At 57.3% G+C, this 23,054-nt stretch carries 18 protein-coding genes; 4 read left to right on the forward strand and 14 right to left on the reverse strand.

Annotated elements, in window-relative coordinates; genetic code table 11:
• Positions 1-4: 4 nt before the first annotated feature.
• From ACFO3S_RS21135 to ACFO3S_RS21160, 6 genes are all read right to left on the reverse strand, one after another.
• Positions 5-526, reverse strand: coding sequence for a hypothetical protein (locus ACFO3S_RS21135; RefSeq protein ID WP_378100142.1), 522 nt, complete (start codon positions 524-526; stop codon positions 5-7).
• A 118-nt stretch (positions 527-644) separates the two neighbouring features.
• Complete coding sequence (locus ACFO3S_RS21140; protein WP_378100144.1) at positions 645-1,112, reverse strand: hypothetical protein; 468 nt, start codon at positions 1,110-1,112, stop codon at positions 645-647.
• Between the two features lie 118 nt (positions 1,113-1,230).
• A complete protein-coding gene (locus ACFO3S_RS21145) occupies positions 1,231-1,878 on the reverse strand; it encodes a metallophosphoesterase (RefSeq protein WP_378100146.1) in 648 nt (215 codons plus the stop codon).
• Complete coding sequence (locus tag ACFO3S_RS21150; RefSeq protein WP_378100148.1) at positions 1,875-3,038, reverse strand: ABC transporter ATP-binding protein; 1,164 nt, start codon at positions 3,036-3,038, stop codon at positions 1,875-1,877. The genes ACFO3S_RS21145 and ACFO3S_RS21150 overlap by 4 nt, the downstream gene beginning before the upstream one ends.
• Complete coding sequence (locus ACFO3S_RS21155; RefSeq protein ID WP_378100149.1) at positions 3,035-4,717, reverse strand: ABC transporter permease; 1,683 nt, start codon at positions 4,715-4,717, stop codon at positions 3,035-3,037. The genes ACFO3S_RS21150 and ACFO3S_RS21155 overlap by 4 nt, the downstream gene beginning before the upstream one ends.
• 4 nt (positions 4,718-4,721) lie before the next feature.
• Positions 4,722-5,831 carry an extracellular solute-binding protein gene (locus ACFO3S_RS21160; RefSeq protein WP_378100151.1) on the reverse strand — a complete coding sequence of 370 codons (1,110 nt, stop codon included), beginning with the start codon at positions 5,829-5,831 and terminating at the stop codon, positions 4,722-4,724.
• Between the two features lie 172 nt (positions 5,832-6,003).
• Here ACFO3S_RS21160 and ACFO3S_RS21165 point away from each other — a divergent pair, with 172 nt between their 5' ends.
• Positions 6,004-6,909, forward strand: a complete 906-nt coding sequence (locus ACFO3S_RS21165) for a LysR family transcriptional regulator (RefSeq protein WP_378100153.1) — start codon at positions 6,004-6,006, stop codon at positions 6,907-6,909.
• 79 nt (positions 6,910-6,988) lie between these two features.
• On the opposite strand, the gene ACFO3S_RS21170 is transcribed toward ACFO3S_RS21165, so the two are convergent.
• Both ACFO3S_RS21170 and ACFO3S_RS21175 read right to left on the reverse strand, forming a co-directional pair.
• Positions 6,989-7,189 carry a hypothetical protein gene (locus ACFO3S_RS21170; RefSeq protein WP_378100155.1) on the reverse strand — a complete coding sequence of 67 codons (201 nt, stop codon included), beginning with the start codon at positions 7,187-7,189 and terminating at the stop codon, positions 6,989-6,991.
• A 148-nt stretch (positions 7,190-7,337) separates the two neighbouring features.
• Positions 7,338-7,796, reverse strand: coding sequence for an SRPBCC family protein (locus tag ACFO3S_RS21175; protein ID WP_378100157.1), 459 nt, complete (start codon positions 7,794-7,796; stop codon positions 7,338-7,340).
• A gap of 206 nt (positions 7,797-8,002) precedes the next feature.
• Between ACFO3S_RS21175 and ACFO3S_RS21180 the strand changes: the two genes are divergently transcribed.
• On the forward strand, positions 8,003-8,251 hold the full coding sequence (locus ACFO3S_RS21180) for a hypothetical protein (RefSeq protein ID WP_378100159.1): 249 nt from the start codon (positions 8,003-8,005) through the stop codon (positions 8,249-8,251).
• Positions 8,252-8,384: 133 nt separating this feature from the next.
• Here ACFO3S_RS21180 and ACFO3S_RS21185 read toward each other — a convergent pair whose 3' ends face one another.
• The 6 genes from ACFO3S_RS21185 to ACFO3S_RS21210 form a co-directional block, all read right to left on the reverse strand.
• Positions 8,385-9,434 (reverse strand): M56 family metallopeptidase, encoded by a 1,050-nt coding sequence (locus ACFO3S_RS21185; RefSeq protein ID WP_378100161.1) that lies wholly within the window; start codon positions 9,432-9,434, stop codon positions 8,385-8,387.
• Entirely contained in the window at positions 9,431-9,811 is a 381-nt protein-coding gene (locus tag ACFO3S_RS21190) for a BlaI/MecI/CopY family transcriptional regulator (protein ID WP_378100162.1), read from the reverse strand. The genes ACFO3S_RS21185 and ACFO3S_RS21190 overlap by 4 nt, the downstream gene beginning before the upstream one ends.
• Positions 9,812-10,133: 322 nt before the next feature.
• Positions 10,134-12,563 (reverse strand): RNA polymerase recycling motor HelD, encoded by a 2,430-nt coding sequence (gene helD / locus ACFO3S_RS21195; RefSeq protein WP_378100164.1) that lies wholly within the window; start codon positions 12,561-12,563, stop codon positions 10,134-10,136.
• Positions 12,564-12,847: 284 nt separating this feature from the next.
• Positions 12,848-13,390, reverse strand: coding sequence for a hypothetical protein (locus tag ACFO3S_RS21200; protein WP_378100166.1), 543 nt, complete (start codon positions 13,388-13,390; stop codon positions 12,848-12,850).
• A gap of 159 nt (positions 13,391-13,549) precedes the next feature.
• Positions 13,550-14,371, reverse strand: coding sequence for a DNA alkylation repair protein (locus ACFO3S_RS21205; protein WP_378100168.1), 822 nt, complete (start codon positions 14,369-14,371; stop codon positions 13,550-13,552).
• 100 nt (positions 14,372-14,471) lie between these two features.
• On the reverse strand, positions 14,472-15,155 hold the full coding sequence (locus ACFO3S_RS21210; protein WP_378100170.1) for a Crp/Fnr family transcriptional regulator: 684 nt from the start codon (positions 15,153-15,155) through the stop codon (positions 14,472-14,474).
• 309 nt (positions 15,156-15,464) lie between these two features.
• Here ACFO3S_RS21210 and ACFO3S_RS21215 point away from each other — a divergent pair, with 309 nt between their 5' ends.
• Both ACFO3S_RS21215 and ACFO3S_RS21220 read left to right on the forward strand, forming a co-directional pair.
• Positions 15,465-18,389: a carbohydrate-binding protein gene (locus tag ACFO3S_RS21215; RefSeq protein ID WP_378100172.1), complete on the forward strand. Its 2,925-nt coding sequence runs from the start codon at positions 15,465-15,467 to the stop codon at positions 18,387-18,389.
• A gap of 204 nt (positions 18,390-18,593) precedes the next feature.
• Positions 18,594-23,048, forward strand: a complete 4,455-nt coding sequence (locus ACFO3S_RS21220) for an OmpL47-type beta-barrel domain-containing protein (RefSeq protein WP_378100174.1) — start codon at positions 18,594-18,596, stop codon at positions 23,046-23,048.
• The last annotated feature ends 6 nt before the right edge of the window (positions 23,049-23,054 follow it).

Raw genomic sequence — 23,054 nt, forward strand, 5'->3', positions numbered from 1 at the left:
CTTGTCAATACAGGCGGTCCGCCAAGTCCTTATCGTTAAATCCGACGAATATGGACTGGACCTCCGTTTCGCCGCGCAGTGCGATCGTGAACTCCCCCGAAACGTGGAAGCTGGCATCGTGGTCCAACGGCCGGAAGCCTCTGGCGATCAGAGTCTCTCTCGACGACTCGATGGAATCTCCCGGCCGAATGCCGAACACGGCATATCCCGGATTCGAGATCTCCATATGGCCTATAGCTCCGAACAGGTCGTTATCCCGATCTCCGGGGATGCCGATGTAGCACTTTCTGTCCGGATAGTCCCGCAGATGTCCGCCGAACCCTTCCTGGTACCGTCCCGGCCCCCATAACTCGATGAGCTCAGGCTCCGGCATTCCGATTCGGACCCCATCCGCCTGGAGCTCGCTATTGACGAACGCCAAGGACGCCTCCACCGGCTTGGAGCCGCCATTCACGACCGCCGCGATCACCGCCATCGCCAGCGCGCAGCAGGCGACCGCCGCCAACCATCTGGCTCGTCTGTTCACCGTTTCCTGCCCCCTTGCCGATCCGCCCTTAATGTCCGATCTCCATGCGGCTGCTGTCCGGCATAGGCCTCTCCCATCCGACGCAGACAAGGACGGCGGCTAGCTTGCGATCGTCTGCTCAGCGGCCCGGCTTTCTCTTCAGCAGCTTGTGAATGCTGGACGGCCGAAGCCCCGCCCGCCAGAGCATTCGAAGATTAAAGCCCGACTTGCCGTAGCTGAGCCGATACCAATAATAGTTGACGTACTCCACAATGGCGAAAACGTGAAGCGCCAGCCCGACCGCCAGATCGCTCCGGCTCTGAGCAAGCACGACCAGCCAGGGAACGATCAGCATGGCGCCGATCAGATTGGCGCTTCTAAGAAGAGTCAAGACGCCGTAGGCTGCGGCCGACGCTTCGCGGCCCGCATTGCGCGACCGGTACCCCCAATAGGCGGCTCCTTGCAGCAATTGAAACACGAGAAACAGCAGCGCTGTCAGGCTGGCGGCCCCAAGATTCACATAGAAGCCATAGACCGCCAAAAAAGAAACGGAGGCCGCCGCCTCCCCCCATGCCAGACGGTTCAATCTTTGTTTCAACTTTCTCATGACAGCTCACCTAACGCTTCGAGTCAAAGCGATCGATTCAACAAGATCCGACTTGGGAAGTCGCAACGACGAGACTCCGCCCCAGATCGCTCTCCAAGGCGGAGTCACACAAGTCGAGTTATCTCCCAAAATTATACACGAAATCGGTCCGAATGTCCCGATACAGATTCAAAGGGGATGTCGAGCAGGAGTAGGTTCGCCTGCCGGCGACGTCCAGCAGAGTCAGACGCTGGCCGTGCTTCGCGCCGGTGTCGATGCCGATTCGCCGGTCCTTGCACCAGATTCGGCCGGCTTCGGCGCCGAGCTTGTAGGTGGGCGTATGCCCGAAGATTACGGTATACGGAACCGAGGGACGCTCTGTCCAGAAAGCTTCGCGAATTTCGGTCAGATCGCGAAGCGATTGCCGCTCCAGCGGAACTCCCGGGCGAATGCCGGCATGCACGAACAGGTAGTCCCCCTCGATCCAATAGGACGGGAGCGATTTCAGCCAGCTCAATAGCGGCAGCAGCCGCGCAGGCGCTTCGCTCAGACCGGCGACCGTCAGATCGGTATTGCCCGGAAGCGCGACGGCTCCTTCGTTGGCCAGCGTCTTGATCGTTCTCAGGGTGTCCCAGGAGTCCGGCTCCTCGTTGACGTAATCTCCCAGCAGCATTAGCCGGTCCACTCCCGCCTTGTAGCCGGCGGCGTCGAGCAGCAGAAGCAGCCCGTCTTCATGTCCGTGTATGTCTGATATGGCGAATATACGGGGATGTTGCGAAACGCTCAACTAGGCCGGCTCCCTTCCTGCGTCTTGGCGTAAATGTAGGCTGCGGCTTTCGGCAGCGACACGGCGACCGGCGCGCCGGGAGGCAGCTGCCGGTCCCCGATCAAATACAGCTTATGCCCGGCGTCCGTCTTGGCGACAATACGCCAGCGCTTGCCTTCGAAGGTGCTGTGCAGTACGGACAGCGCGAAGCTCGTGCGCCCTTCGCTCGGGCCAGAGCCGTCTGGACGGGCCGCAGCCGTCTCGGCGGCGGCACCGGACGGCATCACCGCCAACTCCGCGACGTCTTCCGGCCGGAACAGCACCTCCGCTTCGCTTCCCTCGGCTGCTCCTTCCGCGCCTACGCCATCGATTAGCACGGAGCCGCTTCTCAGCGCGACGCCGCGCTCCGTGCGAACGATCGTCCCTTCGATTCGGTTGATCGCGCCGAGAAGAGAAGCGGCCCAGCGGCTGGCCGGCCGCGCGTAGCAGTCCGCAGGCGTGCCGATCTGATCGACGGCCCCGCTGCGCATAATCAACAGCCGATCGGCCATGGCGAACGCTTCCTCCGGATCGTGCGTGACATGAAACACGCTCGTGCCCAGTTGGCGAAACAGATACGCCATCTCGGTCCGCATCTCGATCCGCAGCCGCATGTCCAGATTGGACAAAGGCTCGTCGAGCAGCAGAAGCCGGGGCTGCGTCGCCAACGATCGGGCGATGGCGACCCGCTGCTGCTGGCCTCCGGACAGCTGCGGAGGCAGCCGCTTCTCCAAACCGCTCAGCTGCAGCATCTCCAGCAGTTCGTCGACGCGGCGGCGGATGTCGGCCCGATCCGCGCGCCGGTTCTTAAGCCCGTAAGCGATGTTGTCGAAGACGCTCAGATGCGGCCAGAGCGCATAATCCTGAAACACCATATTCACGCCGCGCTTCTCCGGCGGCCGCATGCCGCGCGGCGAGGCGATCACCTCTCCGTCCAGCCGAATTTCCCCCTCATCGGGCAAGGCAAGTCCGGCGATGAGCTGGAGCAGCGTCGACTTGCCGCAGCCGGACGGCCCCAGAACGCTGATGATCTCGCCCTTGCGCATGTCGAGCGAGACGCCCCGCAGCGCTTGATGCGACTCGTATCGCTTGGCGACGTCTTTGATTTCCAGAAGCGGTCGTTCGTTAGAAGCTCCGTTCATGTTCGGGCCACCTTTCGCCGCAGGAGCATCTCCAGCAGCAGAATGATCAGAATAACGGCGCCTCCGCCCAGCATCGTAGCGGCGGACGCATAGCCGAATTGCAAATCCTCGAAAGCTTTATTGATCGAAACCGGCAAAGTAAAGAAGTTCGGCGGGAACAGAATCGCATTCACCGCCAGATCGAATACGCTTGAGCCGAAAGCGGCCAGAGCAGCCGACAGCAATGCGCCGCGGATGAGCGGGGCCAGAATGATCCTTACCCGATTCAACAGGGAGCCGCCCTGCATCTGCGCCGCATCCAGCAGCGTGTTCGGCACCTTCGCCATCGCGCCTACCATGATTCGAGTAATGACGGGAACCGCTCCGGCGACGGACGCCAAAACGAGGATGGCCGGTTTGCCGTAGAGAAGCAGGCCAATCGATTCGAGCCAGGCTTGATTCCAGACGAAAATGTACCCGATGCCCAGCACGACGCCCGGAACGGCCAGCGTCACGAGCGACATGACTTCGATCCATCGCTTGAAGCGGAACTGCGAGTAGGTGAGCACGAAAGCGACCGCGACGCCGAGAACCAGGCCGGCCAGTGCGGAGACGGACGCAATCAGCAGCGAACGGCCCAGCCCCGCCAGCAGCTGGCTGTGGTCGGCGAACAGCGAAGCATAGTGCGACAGCGTCAGATTATCGAGCGTCAGCCCGCCCGACTGCGTGCGGAATACCGACATCAGCACGTTCGTGCCGATCGGAATGCCGACAACGACGAGCAGGAACAGCAAATTTCCGAGCGCCAGCACGGGAGCCATGCGTCCGGCCGGCTTGGGCTCGGCCGGAATGGCGCGCGCCGAGAGAAAATCGAAGCGCGAGCGGCGCATAACGTAAAATTGCAGCAGCATGGCCAGCGAAATGAGCAGAACCAGATAGAACGACAGAACGCCGGCCATATCGAAACGAATCGGCGACGTATATAGCGCCGTATAGATCGAATACGGGAGCGTCGGAAAGCGGTAGACGGCCGCGATCGAGGCCGGAAGACCGAAGTCTCCGACCGTATCCATGAACACCAGCGCAGCCCCCGCGAGGAAGGCGGGCAGCAGCAGCGGCGCTTGCACGGTGCGCCATACGCGCCAGGCGGACGCTCCGCACAGCCGGGCGGCTTCCGCCAGTTGCTCCACCTTCCACTCCATCGCCGCATGCACGCTCAAGTAGGCCAGCGGAAATTTGCTTAACGTCATGACGACGATCAGCCCGGCCGGCTGAAAAACGGCCGTCGTGACCCAGCTCCAGCCGAGCAGCTTGACCGCGAGACCGCCGCCCGCCGCGAACATGACCCAGCCCTGCGCCAGTATGAAGGACGGGGTGATGAGCAGCCCCCAGACGGCCGCGTCGAGCAGCCGGGCTGTCGGGAAGCGCCAGGTCGAGCGCACCATCGCCAGCGTGCCGCCCAGGAGCGTGGCGAGCAGCGTCGTGCCGCTGGCCAGCAGCACGGAATTCTCCAACGACTTCAGCCATAGCGGTCGGTTAAACAGCTCCAGCAGGAGCCTTAAATCCCCCAGCCTCCACTCTCCGAAGAAAACCCCCGGCAGCAGCACCTGAATGATGACTGCCGCCAAGGGAAAGAGGACAAGAACGCACAGGGCAAGGCTCACGAGCCAACCGAGACGGTTCTGATTCAGTCTCGGCATCCGCTTATTTCACCGCTTTATCGGCAAACCATTGCTTGATCTCGGCTTCATGCTCGAACGCCCAAGCGGCATCGGCCGCAACCAGGACGGCATCGGCCGCGCGGTCCTCTTTCGGGTTGACGCCCGGAACGGAAGGTTCGAAATAGCTCTCGTCGCCTTGATCGATCAACTGCTGCTGCGTCGCCGGATCGAGCAGGAAGTTGACGAACGCCTTGGCCGCGTTCGGGTTTTTCGTGTTTTTCTGAATGGCCGCCACCCGCACAGAGGCCGGCGCTCCGTCTTCCGGCCATTGGATGCCGATCGGTTCCCCGCTGTTCACCAATTCATAGGCGTTCGACTCCTGCAGAGCCGCCGCTTTAATCTCGCCGGAGCTGAGCGCTGCCGCGACGTTCGGGTTTTTCGGATAGACTTTCAGGCCGTTGGCGAACAGAGAGTCGAAGAAAGCCTGGCCGCCATCCATCTGCTTCTCGCTGAAGAAGCGGGCAACGAACGGGAAAGCGGGCGCCGCGATGGCCGGGTCGGCCATTCCGACCGAATCCTTGAACTCCTGCTTGGCGAAGTCGTCCCACGAATTGGGCGCTTGATCGGCCGTATAGGCATCCGTGTTGTAGACGATAATTCCTGCGGCATGCGCGCCGGTCGGATAGAACGATTGGTTGTCCGGGACGTAGGCCCGATACGTGTCCTTCAGGTTGGCTGCGTTGTCCGGCGTCCAACCAGTCAGCAGGTGGCCTTCCTGGCCCATGCCGTAGATGGACGGCATCGCGTCGAGCCAGACGACATCCCAGTGCGGGTTGCCTTTCTCGGCCTGGATTCGGGACATGATCTCCGCGCCGTTGCCTTTCACGAGGTTAACCTTGTAGCCTGTCGCAGCTTCGAACATCGGACCGATGATCGTGTCAAAATCGTTCAAATACACGGTTAAGGTGCCTTCGTCCTTCGTCTCCGGAGTCGGCTCCGTGCTCGAGGAAGACGGCGCGACCGACGGGGACGATTCCGTTGGCGCGCTCCCGCCCGACGCATTGCCGCCTGCTCCGCAAGCCGACGCCACCAACATCGTCGACGCCAGCAGCAGCGAGATCCCCGTCCGCTTAGTTTTCATGTTTTTCATCATTTGAAGTACCCTCCATCTTATCTCGGTTTTGAGTGTCTATCAAAAAAGTAACATTGCTTTGTACAAGCGATGTTAATTCCGTCGGTTTCTTTTGTTAAATAAATCTATTTATATTGATATTAATATAGATTAAATCTATAATTTGCCTATGCGAAAACCGGGAGGGGTACGGGTGAATGTACAGCAATTGAAGGTGTTCTTATCGGTGTGCGACGGACATACGCTGCTCGAGACGGCCGACAAGCTCGGGCTGAAGCAGCCGACGGTCAGCTTCCATCTTCGCAAGCTGGAAGAGGCGCTCGGCCTCTCGTTATGGCGCAGAAACGCGCGAGGGTTTCAGCCGACAAGCGACGCTTACGAGCTCCTGCCCTATGCGCGCCGGATCGTCATGCTGGTGGACGAAGCGGATGAGCGGATGAGCGAGCTGAGAAGCCGCCAAGGGGGAAGACTGAGGATCGGCGCAAGTCACACCCCTGCGACTTATTTCATTCCGCGGCACTTGGCGCAATTCCGCAGCCTGCACCCCGATGTGCAGCTTCTGCTGACCGTCAAAAAAGCCAGCTCCACGCTGGCCATGCTGCGCAGCTACGAGATCGACGCGGCGATCGTGTCGCTGCCCGAGAAGCTGCGCGAGGACGAGGGGCTTGTCCTGTATCGGTTGGCGGAGGACGGACTTAGATTGTTCCTGAGTCCGGAGCATCCGCTGGCAGCCTCTCGCGAAATCGAGGTGGAGCAGCTGCTCCAGGAAACCTTCCTGCTGCACGAATCCGGCACCACCTCACGTCAGCTCACCGACGAGTGGGCGCAGCAGGTTGGCCTGCGGCTGGATTCCGCCATGGAGATGGGAGCGATCGAGACGATCAAGGCGGGGCTGAAATGCAATATGGGCATTGCGGTGCTGCCGTGGAGGAGCGCAATTCGGGAGACGCAGTCCGGCGAGCTGATCCAGCGCTCCCTGCCCCGCTATCGCAACAACCGGTTCATCTGTCTGGCCCTTCGCGACGAGGAGACTTTATCTCCCCACTTGCGCAAGTTTCTGAGCTTCGCCCGCTCGAATATGGCCGCGCTCCCGGAATAGAAGTCGATTCGACGGGCAGGCCAGAATCCGACCGGCTACTCGGCAGGTTCGAAAGCCGAATGCCGGCTCGTCGGGCCGTTCAGTTGTTTAACGTCATGACTATCACGACGACCGCCAGGATGCCGACCACGTAAATCCCGCCGAGACGGAGCCACTTCTTCCCCGTGTTCTGCGAATAGCGGGGATCGGCTTCTCTGTTGCTCTTCGATTGCCCGATGATCCATGTCGCGATCAATCCCGACAGCATGACGATGATGACGATAGCCATCAGCCATTCCATGTTCATCACCTGCCCATGTGGAGTAGAAGTAATAGGTGCAACCGCCTGAACCTTCACACCTCCATTATAATGAAGGCCTCTTGGAAATCCACCGGCCATTTATTCTTTTTTGGAACCATCTAGTTGGCGCGCGTGCCCGCTCTTCGCATCAGGCCGGTTGTTCCGCCAGCTTCTTCAGCTGCGCGTTCCGGTGCTCTAGAAATCTGCGCATATACGTCTTAAGGACAAGGATCTCGGCCGCTCTCCCGATCATCCCCAGCGGCGCTTCGAAATAGAGCGTATCGGTCATCACCGTTCGGCCGTCCGCTTCTTCGAATTCATGCACATGCCTCAGCTTCTTAAACGCGCCTTGCTGCATTTCGTCCACGAACAGGCTCGGCTCGCGAAATTCGGTGATCAATGACGTCAGCCGCTGCCGCATGCCGAAATGGGTCGCTTCGAACGTAACCGTCTGTCCGAGTCCGATCGGCCCGCTTGTCACGCCGTCAACCGCTTTTTCCTTCGTATGCTTCCATACGGTTCGGGTATGCGCATCGATATCTCTGGCCAGATCGAAGCAGCGCCGGATCGGCGCCTCGATCACGATCCGCGTTTGAACGACAACCATGCCGAAGCTCCCCTTTCCCATCCCGTGATTTACCGTTCCCTCGTTCCAACTTAACGGTTTTGCTCCCGTTTGTCCATTCCCGGCCGTCTTTCCTGCTTCTCGTTCACGGAAGTCAGAAGCCTCCTGTGACATTCGTCACATTCAACCGGCTCCTGGCGCCTTAATATAGAAATCAGAAAAAGACTTCTGTATGGGAGGAAGCCGCCATGAATGTGCCGTTATTGTCCAATCTGCCCCCTGTCGGCGAAAGTGTCGCCAAGCTGGCTTCGGGAGGCGGACAAGGAATTGTGGACTTGATCAGCATCTACGGATTTTTTATTTTCTGCCTCGCGTTCGTCAGCTTCTGTCTGCTCGTTCCATTCCAAATCTACGAGAAGCGCTACAAAATCGAGGACGACGAACCGACCGTCGGCCTCGATCTGAAGGCAAGCCAATCGACCGACCCCGCCGCATGAATCGAGCTGGACCCGCCAAAGGCCGGGAAATACATCCGACAAGGCTCCGGGACGATTCTCGGTTCGAATCACCTAGAAAAAACACAGGCAGCCCGCTGCCTGTGTTTTTTCTAGCCTTTGCACACCCGTCTCCTTAATCGATATCCGCGATCTTCCAGCCGCTGTCGCCGGTCTTCGCTTTAACGAAGACGTAATGATTAGAAAACGATTCTCCCGTCGTGACGACGTCCTCAGCGTGAACGACGGCGACGAACCAGTTCTTCTGCTCCTGGATGCGGATTTCGTCCAACAGCTTAACGGTCTTCAGGCGGTGACCCGCCAGGCCGCTAATCGGGCTTCCCGGTTGGAAGAGTGCCATATACTTCTCTTCGTCCTCTTCGTACATATATTGCATTCGTTGATTCACCAGCCGGATGATCTCCAGCTCGTCCCCGCGATACCCGCTCTCCTCGATATATTCAGGGCCTGCAGCGCCCGAGTTCATTCCCGGCTTGGCGGCGCAGGCCGCAAGCGCGAGGAGAAGGCCTAATGCGATCCATCCTTTTTTCAGCGGATTCTCCCCCTTGAGAAAGCAGCTCCCAAATATGGGAAAAGTATACCGCCGATGCCCGAATCGGTCAACTCGCCAAGGCGTGTTCCGCTTCGCAACCGCGTGAATATCAACTGGAAGCCAATCGAATCCGACCTGACAGCCGGCCTGCGCAATTCTCAGAATGCTTTCGTTTTTTTCAACCTTATCCACTTGGATCGATCGCTTGAATACCCAGTAGCGATACACGTTCAAGGCCAGGAACGCGGCCATCCCGACGACCCACACGATAATCGCGGCGGCAGCCAGCCTCGGGCGGTGCTCCAGCTGCAGCAAGGCGTCCAGCAGAGACTGCAGGAAGGACGCAGCGGTCGCCGGCCCCTTCTCTGCGGAAACAACGGCTCCCGCCCATTCTACGGCCGATCCGTCCGCCGGCTGTAAGCGGGCGTCGGGCAGCATCGCCCGAACCCGGGAGAGGGCTCTGTTGATCCCCTCCGTACCGCCCAGCAGGAAGAAGACGGGAATCAGACCCGAATAATAATGCCAGGTTTGTGAAAAAAGCTTCTGCGTAAACGGTCTTGCGCAGATCTGCAGCAGCCAGACGAATGACCCTGCAAGCGTTGCGGTCAGAAGAGCGAAGATAACGGAGGTCATCGGTCACCTTCCTTGCTCTCAAACCAGGTTCTCAGTTCCGCAATGTCGTCGCGTCCGAGCTTGTCGTCGTCGACCAGCGCGGCTATGAAATTTTTGACGCTTCCGTTGTACAAACGGCTTAAGAAGGTGTGCGTCTCGGCCTTGCGGTACTGGTCCAAGGTCAGTGTCGGACGGTAATAGTTCACCTTCCCGTCCAGCGCTTTGGTCAAAAATCCTTTCTCGATCAATCGCTTCAAAATCGTCGACACGGTTGAAGTTTTCCAATCCTTGTCCTCAAAGAGATTCAAGAGCCGGGAAACCGTCACAGGGGGCGTTTCCCTCCAGATCGCCTCCATCACTTCCATTTCAGTCTCGGACAATCTTCCTAAGCTTTCCATGCGCGCGCACCTCGATGATTTATTGCGACAACTTGTCGTAAATAATATACGACAAGTTGTAGCAGATGTCAACGTTCAGTAGAAAAAAGGCGCGCGGACTCTCAACATTCATCAGACACATTCGCCCATTCCGTGAACGCATATTGCAGAAGCGGCAGAGGCCGTTTCCGGTTCGTCCAACCTTCTCATGGAACGGATAGCAGGGATGTTATAAGGGTGCCGGTTGCGATCCTCGATGCTTTCCCACAGTAATTGCACGCTTCTTAAATACATTCGCAATCTCCTCTTCTTGCCTCTCGAATCGGTGAGCGGCTTCTTATCGTCAACCGATAGGTCCGCCTGCAGCGGCCTCATACAAATGCTTCGGCAGCGCCTGAACGAACGGCGACCATTCGTCCGCCGTATAAAGATGAAGCCGGTGCATCGCCCTCGTACACGCCGTGTACAGCAGCTTGCGCTCGTTGTCCCTGCTGTAGGCTGTCGGAGAAGCGTTATAGATGCACACCGCGTCGAATTCGATGCCTTTGGCAAGATACACAGGAATGACCATCACGCCCTTGTCAAAAGCGAAGGTCGTCTTCGTAATAAGCTTCAGCCCTTCTTCTCCATGCATTCGCAACGATTCATAGGCCTCCCGGCTTTCGGCGGCCGTCTTCGCAACGACGGCGATGGAAGCGAAGCCTTCGGCTTTAAGCGAGGCGATGTCCTTGCCGAGTTGCGCATCGCGCTCCTCCTTGCCGCCGGATCCGACCAGAAGAGGCTTGCGGCCTCTTCTTTCGAACGGTACGATCTCGTCCCCGTCCGGAAGCAGCGATTTCGTAAACTCTACAATGTCTCGGGTTGAACGGTAGCTGCGAACTAGCCGAATCAGAGCGGTATCGGCTTCGCCAAAAAGCCGGAGCAGCGGCGAATCGGGAGCTTCCAGGTTGGTGGCCTGCGTAAAGATCGCTTGTCCGAAGTCGCCCAGCACGGTCATTCGGGCGCGCGGAAACAATTTTTTCATATATTCATATTGAAACGCCGAATAATCCTGGCCTTCGTCAACGAATACGTGCCGGATCTCCGTGTTCGTACGAATGCCCTCGACCAGCTCCTTAACAAACAAATAAGGGGTTGCGTCCTCGTAAAACAATTCGTTGCGGCTGAGCCTATCCTTCGTTTGTCTGCAAATTTCAGGCCAGCGCGGAGGAACGTCGCTCTCCATTGTTTTTTCCCGGTACGAGGCTTCGTCTTCGAAAAGCTGGCCATATATGCCCATGATATCGACGAATTCATATTTTTTCACGCTTTTCCTTAACGGTTTAAAGCTGATCTTCACGACGGACCGAAGCATCAGCTCTTCCTCCCGCCGGGCGAAGTCCATGTCTCCTTCATCTCCCCGGCGCTCGTTGTTCATCAGCTCTCGAGCCGCCGCGTAATGCTCCGAGAGGTCGAACAGTTCTCTTTCCTTATGCAGCCGGGCGAAAGCTTCGGCGTACTGCTCTCGATCGAGATAGCTCAGTTCCTCCTGCGCCCAGTCCGACTTCCGTTCCTCGCGTTCAAGCGAAGCCAGCTCATCCAGCAGCCATTCCTGCAAAAGGACGACGCGACTATTCAGCGGCAGAGAGCGGTCATAGTTGTAAAATATCGCTCGCATACGCTCCGCGGGAATCAGGACGCGACCGCGAAACAGAATGTCCTTAAAGCGCATGCCCTCCCCGCCCAACCACTTGCCGTAATGCTGCAGCGCCTTCGTAAAGGCTTCCGAGGATTTGTACGCGATCCCCTGGAGACGGGCCTCGTATCCCGGCTCCCCCCGAGCGGTTAACGTGTATTCGATCTGGTCGAAGAGATCCTCCGACCGCAAGGAGGAGCCGAGCCAGTGATCCAGACATTCCTGGAACGTCGTCTGCTGCATGTTCTCTTCGCCGAGCTCCGGAAGAACGGTGGACACGTAGCTGCCGAACATCGAATTGGGCGAAAAAAGCACGATCTGATCGGCTCTGATCGTCTGGCGATGCTTGTAAAGCAAATACGCCACTCGCTGCAGGGCCGCGGAAGTTTTGCCGCTGCCGGCCGCCCCCTGAACGACAAGCAGCCGGCTTTTGTCGTTCCGGATGATGGCATTCTGCTCCTTCTGGATCGTCGCCACGATATTCTTCATCTGCGAATCCGCTTCCTTGCCGAGCACCTGCTGGAGCAGCTCGTCTCCAATCGTCTCGGTCGCGTCGAACATCGTGCGAATTTGTCCGTCCTCCATCTGGAATTGCCGCTTCAGCGTCATCGCGCCTACGACCCGTCCTTCTGGCGTGTCGTAGGAGGCGTGCCCGGGGGGATAATCGTAGTACAGGCTCGCGATCGGGGAACGCCAGTCATACACGAGAAAATCGAGTCCGTCGTCGTCGAGAAAGGAGGCCACTCCGATATAGATCCGCTCGCTGGCCTTCAAGCCCTCCTCCCGAAAGTCAACGCGACCGAAGTAAGGGGAAGGGAGCAGCCGCCGCACCCCCTTCCACTGCTGCACCATCCGGTTGTGACTGCGCTCTCGTTCGGCTAACATCGCGGACTGCTGCTGAACCGAGTAGAAGGAATCTTCGAAATCCTCGGTCGTGCTCGTGTTGATCGTCACTTCCTCCCAGAACCGCTTACGAAGCTCCGCTGCCTGATCCCGCAGTCCGGCTACCTCCGGTTCGAGCTTGGCGATTCGCGCCCGCAGCTTGCTCCTGACCTCATCCAGCCGCTCCTGCTCCAGCTGCCATTCCTTCGTCTCCATCGTCTCTGAACACACTCCTTTATCCGATAATCGGGATGAAAAAAGAGCATTGACAATTCAAAGGCTCGGATGTACAATTAAAGTAGGGATAAAATCGCATACACATTTCCATTGAATTGTCAATATGCGCTAGTGATTGTATCACAGCGCTCGTATTTGTGCAATTTATTTTTTTGTTTCCGATTGCACCGGAAGCTGACCCTTGCTGGATCAAGGGTCAGCTTTTTTTGCCCCTCTGCTGTTCGTCCTGGGTATCTTCAACCCTCAACGGCCTGTCGCGCCGGCTATTCGACCGTGATTTCAATCTCCACTTGATTGTGATATTTGCTGTTCACCACATCGTCTGTAAGAGAGAAGGCGCAATACACCGTCACCGTATATTTCCCGGGCGCAAGATATAGATCCTTCTCTTTATAGAATTCCCGCCAAAAATCCGCATCGGGAGCCTCCTCCGCAAAAGCGCCGTTCTTTATGTAAGGAAAGGTATAGACCTCGCCTTTCTTCAAAGTTGTCGATGTAAGAATGGTTGAGGCGACTCCGCCTGCACGAAAATCCTTGCCGTTCGTAATTACGTAATTAATATAAGGCAATCCGTGCCATATGGTCATTTCCTGCTCTGTCCCGATATACTCCAGGGTAGAATGCAGCAGAATTTTTTCATCCGATCTAAACTCTAGTTTATCGATATGTAAGACGAGTCTGAACTGTTCATCCTCATTTGCAAATTGATGGGTTAGAGGCTTAAGCTTCGGCGGAACACCTGAAGAAGGGTGGCTGCAAGAAATGAGAAACACGACCGTTAGTAAGGCCAAGAGAAGATTCTTCAAAGAACGCACCTCCTTGTGCCAAACTTCAATTTTCTGCATTCTTCCAGTCTACCCTATCACTATTCATGATGTCTATACAAAGGAACTCCACCATCTCCCCCTTCTGATTGATGCAAATCGTGATTTGCTGATTTTCTATGCCGCTTGGTAATTCCGTCTTTATCGCTTCATATTTCTTTGCGCCCGCGCTACAATCCGCTTCGTTTCTTTTTTGTCCGACACCTCCATCCATGTGCGGCATACACGGGTAACCCAATCCGGTTGTGATTTGGCAGCGTCATTCAACCAATTGGCAACGGAATCTTGAACATATTTAGAGGGATCGGCTTTCAAGGGCTCCAGCAGGGGGCGCCCCCATTCCGGATTGATCTTCAGCTCCGCAATATGTCTCGCCCAAACGCCGCGCGGCCGGGTCAATTCAACGGCGAATCGTCGGAGGTTCGCATCCGATTCCCGTACCCAACTGCCCAGCAGGCGAATAGCTAACTGCAACTGTCGCGAAGCGGAATCCCGGACGGCCATCCAAGCGATTTCGCGCACCCCGAAGTGGGAATCCGCAGCGAACGGACGAATGAGCGCCAGCTTCCGTTCAAGCTCTAGCTTGTCCGCCCCTACAACGAAAGCCGCCCAGCAGCGCACACTGTCCGATCGGTGAGCCGCTAATCGTTCGAACAGTTCCCCTCGATCTTTGTCCGTCTGTTGACGGATAAGCTCGAGCCATTTTTCCGCAATGGCGGGGATTGCTTTCATCGTCGGTTGCCCCTCTATGCGCTCCAGCGAAGACAGCATCGTATCGGCATGCTTCAGCATCCCAAATTCACCTAGAACGTGCCTAAGCAACTTTAGGTGGTCTACGGACAACCATTCGGTCAGGTTGACAGACTCTATTCGCCCACTATTTAATAATTCGATCACATCGGGAGGAATTTCGCCGGCCGTGCGAGCTCCTTTCCGATTTACAATGGATTCCGGAATCGGCATCTTGTCACTCCATTTCGTCCTATCGTTCAAATCTTCTTAATGATACGAAGCGGACGACAAGAAAAGATGTAATGCAGTTTACAAGTCGCCGTCATTTGAGTCATTTATGCGCTGACGCGAGAATGGTGCGGCTAATGGCCACTGTGCGGAATCCGGTACGGATCATGCCGGACTCCGCAAGCTCTTTTAGGGCCATGGACACGGCCTCTCTTGACGCTCCAACCATGTAGGCCATTTCCTGATGGGAAATGAGCATGTCGATTCGGCAGTAGTCGTCCCCTTCGTCCCGAACTCCGAACCGTTCGGAAAGCTCTGCCAGAACGTGAATAATTTTATCGTGCAGCTTTCCAATGGCCAGATTTTGGACGAGGCCGCTCATGTATGACAGCCGTTCACTCATGGCTTTCATCATGTTCATCATGAATCGTGGACGTCGAATGAGGTAGCTCTCGAACCGCTCTTTGTCCATTGCACAAATGTCGCTTTCTTCGATCGTTTCAATAAACAGCCCCCGCGTACCCAATGATATATCACCCATCTCACCAAAGATGTTCCCTTCGCTCAATATATCCAAAGTGAACTGCTTCCCCTCATGATTTAGCTGATACAGGCGCACCTTGCCTCTTTTCACAAAGTACAGCTTTTCATTAAACGCTTCTGGCGTTTGAATGAACGTGTGTTTTGGAAAAGTGGTGATCGAAGTCAATTCGTCCATTGTGATCAAATCTTCCCTGGAGAGTGAACGCAGCAGATTAAACTGAGACAAATAGGAAATGCGGTCCAACGATTGTTCCTCCCTTCGGTTTTTCGCCTATATATAGATTAGCTTCTCAGCCCCTGATCAGCGGCCTTCCGCTTATGGCTGGCTTCATTATAGGCGACCGCCTCCGTCGTGAACAGACCAAAAAAGCATAGACATCTTGGCAGCAGTCTGCGATTTTTTTCCGCGAGAGAACAGGAAGATGTCTTAATATAGCGCTATAAACTTGAATTTTTATTATTTATGAGCACAATTTCATTCCCTACACTAAAGCTAGAGAGAGGATAGGCGGGAGCGGAAGCATACTGAATCATCCATATTGGGAGGTACATGATGAGTACGAAAAGGTTCAGGACGCTTCTCGTCTGGTTGTGCTCGGCCGCCGTCGTGATCGCAGGCAGTCTAACGGGGTTATCCCCTGCGCCTAAGGCTTACGCGGCAAACGCAACATTGGCGGTCGATGCAGCGACAGTCGTTGCGCCGATGAAAAAGGAAATGCGCGGGACGAACATCGGTTTGTGGACACAGGCTGAATTTCATCCGATCAGCACGCGTTCGGAACGTTACGTCAATCTGCTCAAGGAGGCCGGCATCAGCCTCATTCGCTTTCCTGCCGGCAGCGAGGCCGATACGACCTATTGGGACCGGACGAATACCTACGATTATTACGAAGGTCCGGGACCTTATGACACGACGCTGACGGCGGAAGTGTTCGACAGCTACATGGCCATGCTCGACGAAGTGGGAGCGGAAGCGATGGTGACGGTCAACGCCCGGATCAACGACCCGGACTTGGCCGCGGACCTGGTTCATTACGCTAACGTGGAGAAAGGATGGAATATCAAATATTGGGAGATCGGCAATGAACCGGAATACTATGAAGGCGTGTATGCGGTCACCCCTCAGCAATATGCGCAGCGTATTATGGAATATACGGCGGCAATGAAGGCCGTCGATCCTTCCATCCAGATCATCGGCCCTGCCAACGGCAGCAGTCTGCTGGCGGAATGGGTCCAGCCGATTCTCTCCACGATGCAGGCCGCAAACGAGCAACTGGAGGGAATCACCGTACACTGGTACCCGCTTGCGGGCGAACAGACTAACCCGGCTTCGGCGGCCTATCCGAGCATCGACAATCTGCTTCGGTACGAAGGAACCGATTGGCAGCCCGCCTATATCAATTGGATCGGCAAATTCACGGAAACCACGCCTACCCATAATCTGGTCAACTATCGCAACACCTACGCGCCAGGCGCCATGATCGGCCTGACCGAGTTGGGTCATGTCACCAGGTTCGGGGAAGGCATCGCCGATTCGCACGCCGGCGCGATTTGGATGGCGGATGTGTTAGGAAGGCTGGCTTACCATCAAATCGACTTCGTCATGCAGTTCCTTCTTCAGGGCAACCAAACCTACTCCCTGATGAACATGAACAAGGAAGTCCGGCCGACTTACTATGTGTACCCTCTCCTCAAGCGATACTTCGGCGATACGATGGTCGCTTCAAGCTCCAGCGACAACCAGAACTTCACGATTTGGGCCAGCAAGCGCGCCGGCGACAACGACAAGCTGTACCTCATGGTCATTAACAAGCATCAAACGCAGGATTTGAGCGCCACGATCAATCTGTCCGGATTTCAACCCCAATCGACGGCTTCGTCATGGGTCTTGAACGCGCCGGCGATCGACTCTTTAACCGGAACGAATATTAACGGCGTCGAGGTGGCGGCTAATGGCACGCTGCCAACGATCGCGCCGAACAAAGTCACCGGCGTATCCAATCTGTTCACCAGAGTATTTCCCGCCCACTCCGTTACGATGATGGAGCTGACGGCGGAAGGCGCTGAACAAGGCAATGGCGAGACGGCGTACGCGCGTTATCTCGCCCAATACGCGGATGCCATCAACGAACGCAAGGCAGCGGCCGACTATCCGGGCAATACGACTGCCACTCCGCAAGGCTGGGGCAAGATCTGGGCCACGGGCCATGCGGAGTGGACGGTGAATTTCCCGTCGACCGGAGTATACGATTACGGAATCCGGGCTTATGGAGAAGGCACCGCCCCATCTTTCCAAATCCAGATCGACGGGATGCCCGTGCCGAACACGGGCGCCTCCCCAACCGCCTCCTGGAACGACTACAGCGGCAGTCTCGGTACCGTCACCGCCGGGACGCATAAGATCCGGATTCATAACAACAGCCCCGCCGCCGGCAACAACATCGACGTGGCGCATATCGAAATTTCCGGAGCGGCTCCCGGGCCCTTCTCGCTGACAGCCCCGGCGGACAGCGCGTCATTGGGCTCGAATTCGGTAACCCTGGACTGGACGCAACAGGTTGGCGGGCGTTCCTTCGCTCCGCACGGAGCGGACGAATATTCGATACACGTTGCGGATAACGCTTCGTTCATTAATCCAACCGCCATCGATAACCTGACCGGAACGACTTACTTGCTCGATCATCTGGATTACGGCATGACCTACTATTGGAAGGTTATCGCATTGAACGCCAACGGTATGACCGTCTCGGACGATACATTCAGCTTTACGACGCCGCCTCCTCCTGCCAGTCCGGTCCGCTATTCGGGACAATATGCGGCCAGCATCAACGAACGCAAGGCAGCGGCCGACTATCCGGGCAATATGACCGATACCCCGGAAGGCTGGGGCAAAATCTGGGCGACCGGATTTGCCGAATGGACCGTCAAGGTGCCGACAACCGGCAGCTACGACTTCACGGTCCGGGCTTATGGCGAAGGAAGCAGCCCTTCGTTCCGGGTATTGCTGGACGGGCAGCCTGTCTCGGGCGCGAACTGGAGCCCGACCGCCGCTTGGACGAATTATCAAGGCAGCTTCGGCACCCTGACGGCAGGCACTCATACGATCAGAATTCATAATAACAGCGCCTCCGCAGGCAATAATATCAACTTAGCCCATATGGACATTCTCGGAGCGGCGCCAAGCCCGTTCAGCTTGACGTCCCCGGCGAACAACGCGACGCTCGGCTCCAGCTCCATTACCCTGAATTGGAACCAGACGATCGACGGCAGAACGTTCGCCCCGTTCGGAGCGCAGCAGTATACCGTGACGGTTGCCGATAACCCCGCCTTCAGCAACCCGATTGTCCAGGCCACGGTAAACACGCCAAGCTACAGCCTGAACAATCTGCAGAGCGGAACGTATTACTGGAACGTGACGGCCATCAACGCCTTCGGCACGACGGCGGCGAACGCCAGCTTCAGCTTCACTGCGCCTTAGCGGCGCGAATGGAATGCGCCCTCCCCCCGTACCGTGGGGGGTGCATTTCTTTTTTTTCTCTCCCGAAAAACGGCTTAATATAGCATCAAATCCTCAGGTATTTGTCGTTTAAGCCCCTGATGCATTCCGCTAGACTGGAAGAGTAGAGAGATCGGATAGGCGAGTGAAATCATCCTGTAAACGACGAACAGGAGGAATGTGATGATGTCGGCAAGCAAGAAGAAATGGCTCGTCTTGTTGTGCATGACCGCAATGCTGATCACGAGCGGGTATCCAGGGGTGACTCGGAAGGCGCTGGCTCAGGAGGCTGAGGGCCCCGCAGTCTCTCTCTCCGTAGACGCCGGTACGGTCGTCGCCCCGATGAGCAAGGAAATGCGCGGAACGAATATCGGCTTATGGACAAGCGGCGAATTCCACCCCTACAGCCAGCGCTCCGAGCGTTACGTGAACTTGATCAAGGAAGCCGGAATCAGCCTGATCCGCTTCCCGGCAGGGCATGAAGCGGACACTATCTACTGGGATCGCACGAATGCGTATGAATGGTATCAAGGCCCCGCCCCGTACGTTAAGACGCTGACAGCCGATATGTTCGACAGTTATATGGCGATGCTCGACGAGGTCGGAGCCGAGGCGATGGTAACGGTGAACGCCCGCATCGACAACAAAGAGATGGCCGCGGACATGGTTCGATATGCGAATATCGAGAAAGGCTATCAAATCAAATACTGGGAAATCGGCAATGAGCCGGAATACTTCGAAGAAGGGTTCAAGGTGACGCCGGAGGAATACGCGCAGCGGATTATGGAATATGCCGACGCGATGAAAGCGGTCGATCCGTCGATCGTGATCGTCGGCCCCGCCAACGGCAGCAGCCTGCTCGAGGAGTGGGTCCAACCGATCATGACGACGATGCAGGAGCAGAATCGCCAGTTGGACGCAATCTCGGTTCACTGGTATCCGCTGGCGGGCAATCAGACCAACCCGGCATCGTCCGCGTATCCGAGCATCGAAAATCTGCTCAAGTACGAGGGCGACAACTGGCAGCCTTCGTATATCAACTGGATTCCCAAATTCACCGAGACGACCCCCGTGCATAATCTGGTTCATTACAGGGACGCCTACGCGCCGGGCGCTTTAATCGGACTTACAGAGCTCGGGCAAGTGACCTCTTACGGGGAAGGCGTGGCCGATTCGCATGCCGGAGCGGTATGGCTGGCGGACGTTCTGCCGAGACTCGCTTACCACAAGGTCGACTATGTCACGCAGTTTTTGCTGCAGGGCGATCAAACCTACTCGCTGATGAACATGGATAAGGAAATCCGGCCTTCCTATTATGTCTATCCGCTTATCGAGCGGTATTTTGGCGATCAGCTCCTCGCCTCGAGCTCCAGCGACAATCAGAATTTCACGATCTGGGCCAGCAAGCGCACCGGTGCGGACGATAAACTCTATCTGATGGTCGTGAACAAGAACCAGACCCAAGCGTTGGATGCCACGATCGATTTGTCCGGCTTCAACCCGCGGTCTACCGCTTCGGTCTGGGTGCTGAATGCGCCTTCTGTCGACGCGTTGACCGGGGCGAACATTAACGGCGTTCAGGTAGCGGAGGACGGATCTCTTCCTGACATCGAGGGCAGCACGATGATCGGCGTATCGGAGCCGTTCACGGCGACGTACCCGGCTCACTCGGTGACGATGATCGAGCTGACAGCCAAGCCGGAGTCGCCGGCGTCTGCCCGTTATCTCGGCCAATACGCCGCCGGCATGAACGAGCGTAAAGCCGCTGGAGATTATCCGGGCAATCAGGCAGATACGCCGGACGGCTACGGCAAGCTCTGGGCGACCGGATCGGCAAGCTGGACGGTGAACTTCCCGGAGACGGGCGACTATGAGATGTCGGTTCGCGCCTATGGAGAAGGCGCTGCCCCCTCCTTACAGGTGAAGGTGGACGGGCAAGCTGTCGCCGGGTCGTCCCGGACGCCAAGCGCCGCATGGGAGAACTACGCAGTCAGCCTCGGCACGATCGCTGCCGGTAAGCACGTGATTACGATCCATAACGACAGCGGGGCGCCGGGCAACAACGTAGATATCGCGTCCTTGGTTGTTGTCGGCGCTGCGCCCGGAGCGTTCACGCTCGCCGCTCCGGCCGATCAAGCGCTCACCGCTTCTACCTCCGTAACGCTGGATTGGACGCAGAGCATCGATGGCAGGCTCTACGCGCCGTTCGGCGCCGACGATTACACGTTAGTCGTCGCCGACAACCCGTCGCTGACGAATCCGTTCTTGATCAAACGGGTCGGCGGAACGACGTTCCCGCTCCATCAGCTCGACTTCGAAACGGAGTATTATTGGCAAGTGTATGCCAACAATGCGAACGGCACGACCTCCTCCGACGGCGTCTTTCGCTTCACGACGCCGGAGAAGCCTGCGGAACCCGTCCGATTCTCCGGTCAGTATGCGGATGGAGCGAACGAACGCAAATCGGCCCGCGACTACCCCGGCAACCCTGCGGACACCCCTGGCGGTTGGGGCAAAATCTGGGCGACAGGCACGGCCGGTTGGATGGTGAACGTCCCGAAGACCGACTCCTATGCCTTCACGATCCGCGCCTACGGCGAGGGAGAGACCGCTTCCTTCCGGGTATTGGTGGATGGCGAGCCTGTGCCGGATGCCGCCTGGAGCGCTGCCGGCGCATGGACGGATTACCAAGGCAGCCTGGGAACGCTGTCCGAAGGGACGCATATCGTATCGATTCACAATACCAGCGCTGTTCCAGGAAACATCAATTTGGCTTACATGGACATCGATGGCCCGACGCCGGGTTCCTTCTCCCTTCGCTCGCCTGAGAACGGAGCTGCGGTCGGCTCAGCTGACGTAACGCTGGACTGGACGCAAGTGATCGACGGGAAGGAATACGCTCCTTTCGGATCCGAGCAGTACATGATTACGCTCGCACATAACGCCGAACTGATCGATCCGGTTTTTCAAGGCACGGCCCAAGCCACTTTCCGGTACGTCAACAACCTGCAGTACGACACGACCTACTACTGGAGCGTGACCGCGATGAACGGCAACGGCTCGACGGTCGCGGACGACATTTTCAGCTTCACGACAGCCGCCGCTCCCGAGACGCTGCCTGCCGCCCGTTATTTAGGCCAATATGCCGACTTGATCCAGGAACGGAAGGCGGCAGCCGATATTCCCGGCAACGTGACGGATACGCCTGAAGGCTGGGGCAAAATTTGGCGGACCGGCTCCGGCAAATGGACCGTCCACTTCCCGGTCTCGGGAACGTATCTATACAGCATTCGCGCTTACGGCGAAGGTGAAGCGCCTTCGTTCCAATTAAAGCTGGACGGTCCGAACGTGCCCGGCGCAGCCCATAACCTCACGAACGCGTGGGAGGACTATACGGGCAGTCTCGGCTATGTCTCGGCGGGCACGCATATCGTAGAAATCAACAACAACAGCGCGATCAATTTCAACAATGTGGATATCGCCCACATCGATATTTTCGGAGCGGCGCCGGGGCCCTTCAGCCTGATGTCGCCTGCCGACAACGCTACCGTAGCAGGCGACAGCACGACGCTGGACTGGACGCAGATCGTCGCGGACCGACCGTTCGCTCCGCATGGCGCAGACGAATACACGGTCATCCTTGCGGACAATCCGGGACTGCTCAACGCGCTCGTGAATACGACGGTAACGGAGACGACCTATGAGGTAAGCGGCTTGAATAGCGACACAACCTACTATTGGAGCGTGACCGCTCATCATGCGAACGGCTCGACTCCGGCAGGCGCCGTGTTCAAGTTCGCGACGACGCCGGAAGCTTCCGATACGGAAGCCCCCGTCACGACGGTCGACATGCAGGGCGATCTGCTTGGCGGGTGGTATCGCGGCGATGTCACGGTCGCGCTGAGCGGCTCGGATAACGGCAGCGGCCTGGATCGCATCGAATATCGCCTGACGGAAAACGGCGAGTGGCAGGTATACGGACAACCCCTCGTATGGGCGGAGGAGGGCGAACACGCGATAGAGTACCGTTCGGCGGATCTCGCAGGCAATCTCGAGGACAGCAAAACGTTGTCGTTCAAGATCGATAAGACCGCGCCGACATGGTTCGTTACGGTCAATGGCGAGCCGCTCCAGGATGGCGCGGTGCTTCAGGAGTCCCCGACGACTGCCTTAATCCTCCAAACGGAAGATGCAGGATCGGGCGTGCAATTCGCGACACTCGCGCTCGACGGCGACGAATATGAATCCGGCCAGCTCGTCGATCTATCCGGTCGATTAGGAGAGCATGCACTTGCGGTGGAAGTCGTCGATTATGCGGGGCACCGGGCTCAAGGCGCCATCGCCTTCACTGTCGAAGCGGAAATCAGCATCGCGTCCCTTGAACGGTGGATGGATCATTATGCCGAGACCGGCGAGCTGTACGGACCGCTGCTTAACCAGCTGACGCAGTCGTTAAACATTGTGAAGCTCCATCTGGGCAAGGGCGATTCGGGTCAAGCCGCGCACCATTTGAGACGTTATCTGAATCAGTTAGAGAGGCCCTATAATCAAACCTTCATCACGGCTGAGGCGAAATCGACGCTGGCCGGCATCGCCGAGGGCTTGGTCCGGACCTGGACCGAGGAACAGGGAAATCCTTAACGATGA

Origin of the sequence: Cohnella hongkongensis (genome assembly GCF_042654645.1) — a bacterium.
Classification (GTDB): domain Bacteria; phylum Bacillota; class Bacilli; order Paenibacillales; family Paenibacillaceae; genus Cohnella; species Cohnella hongkongensis.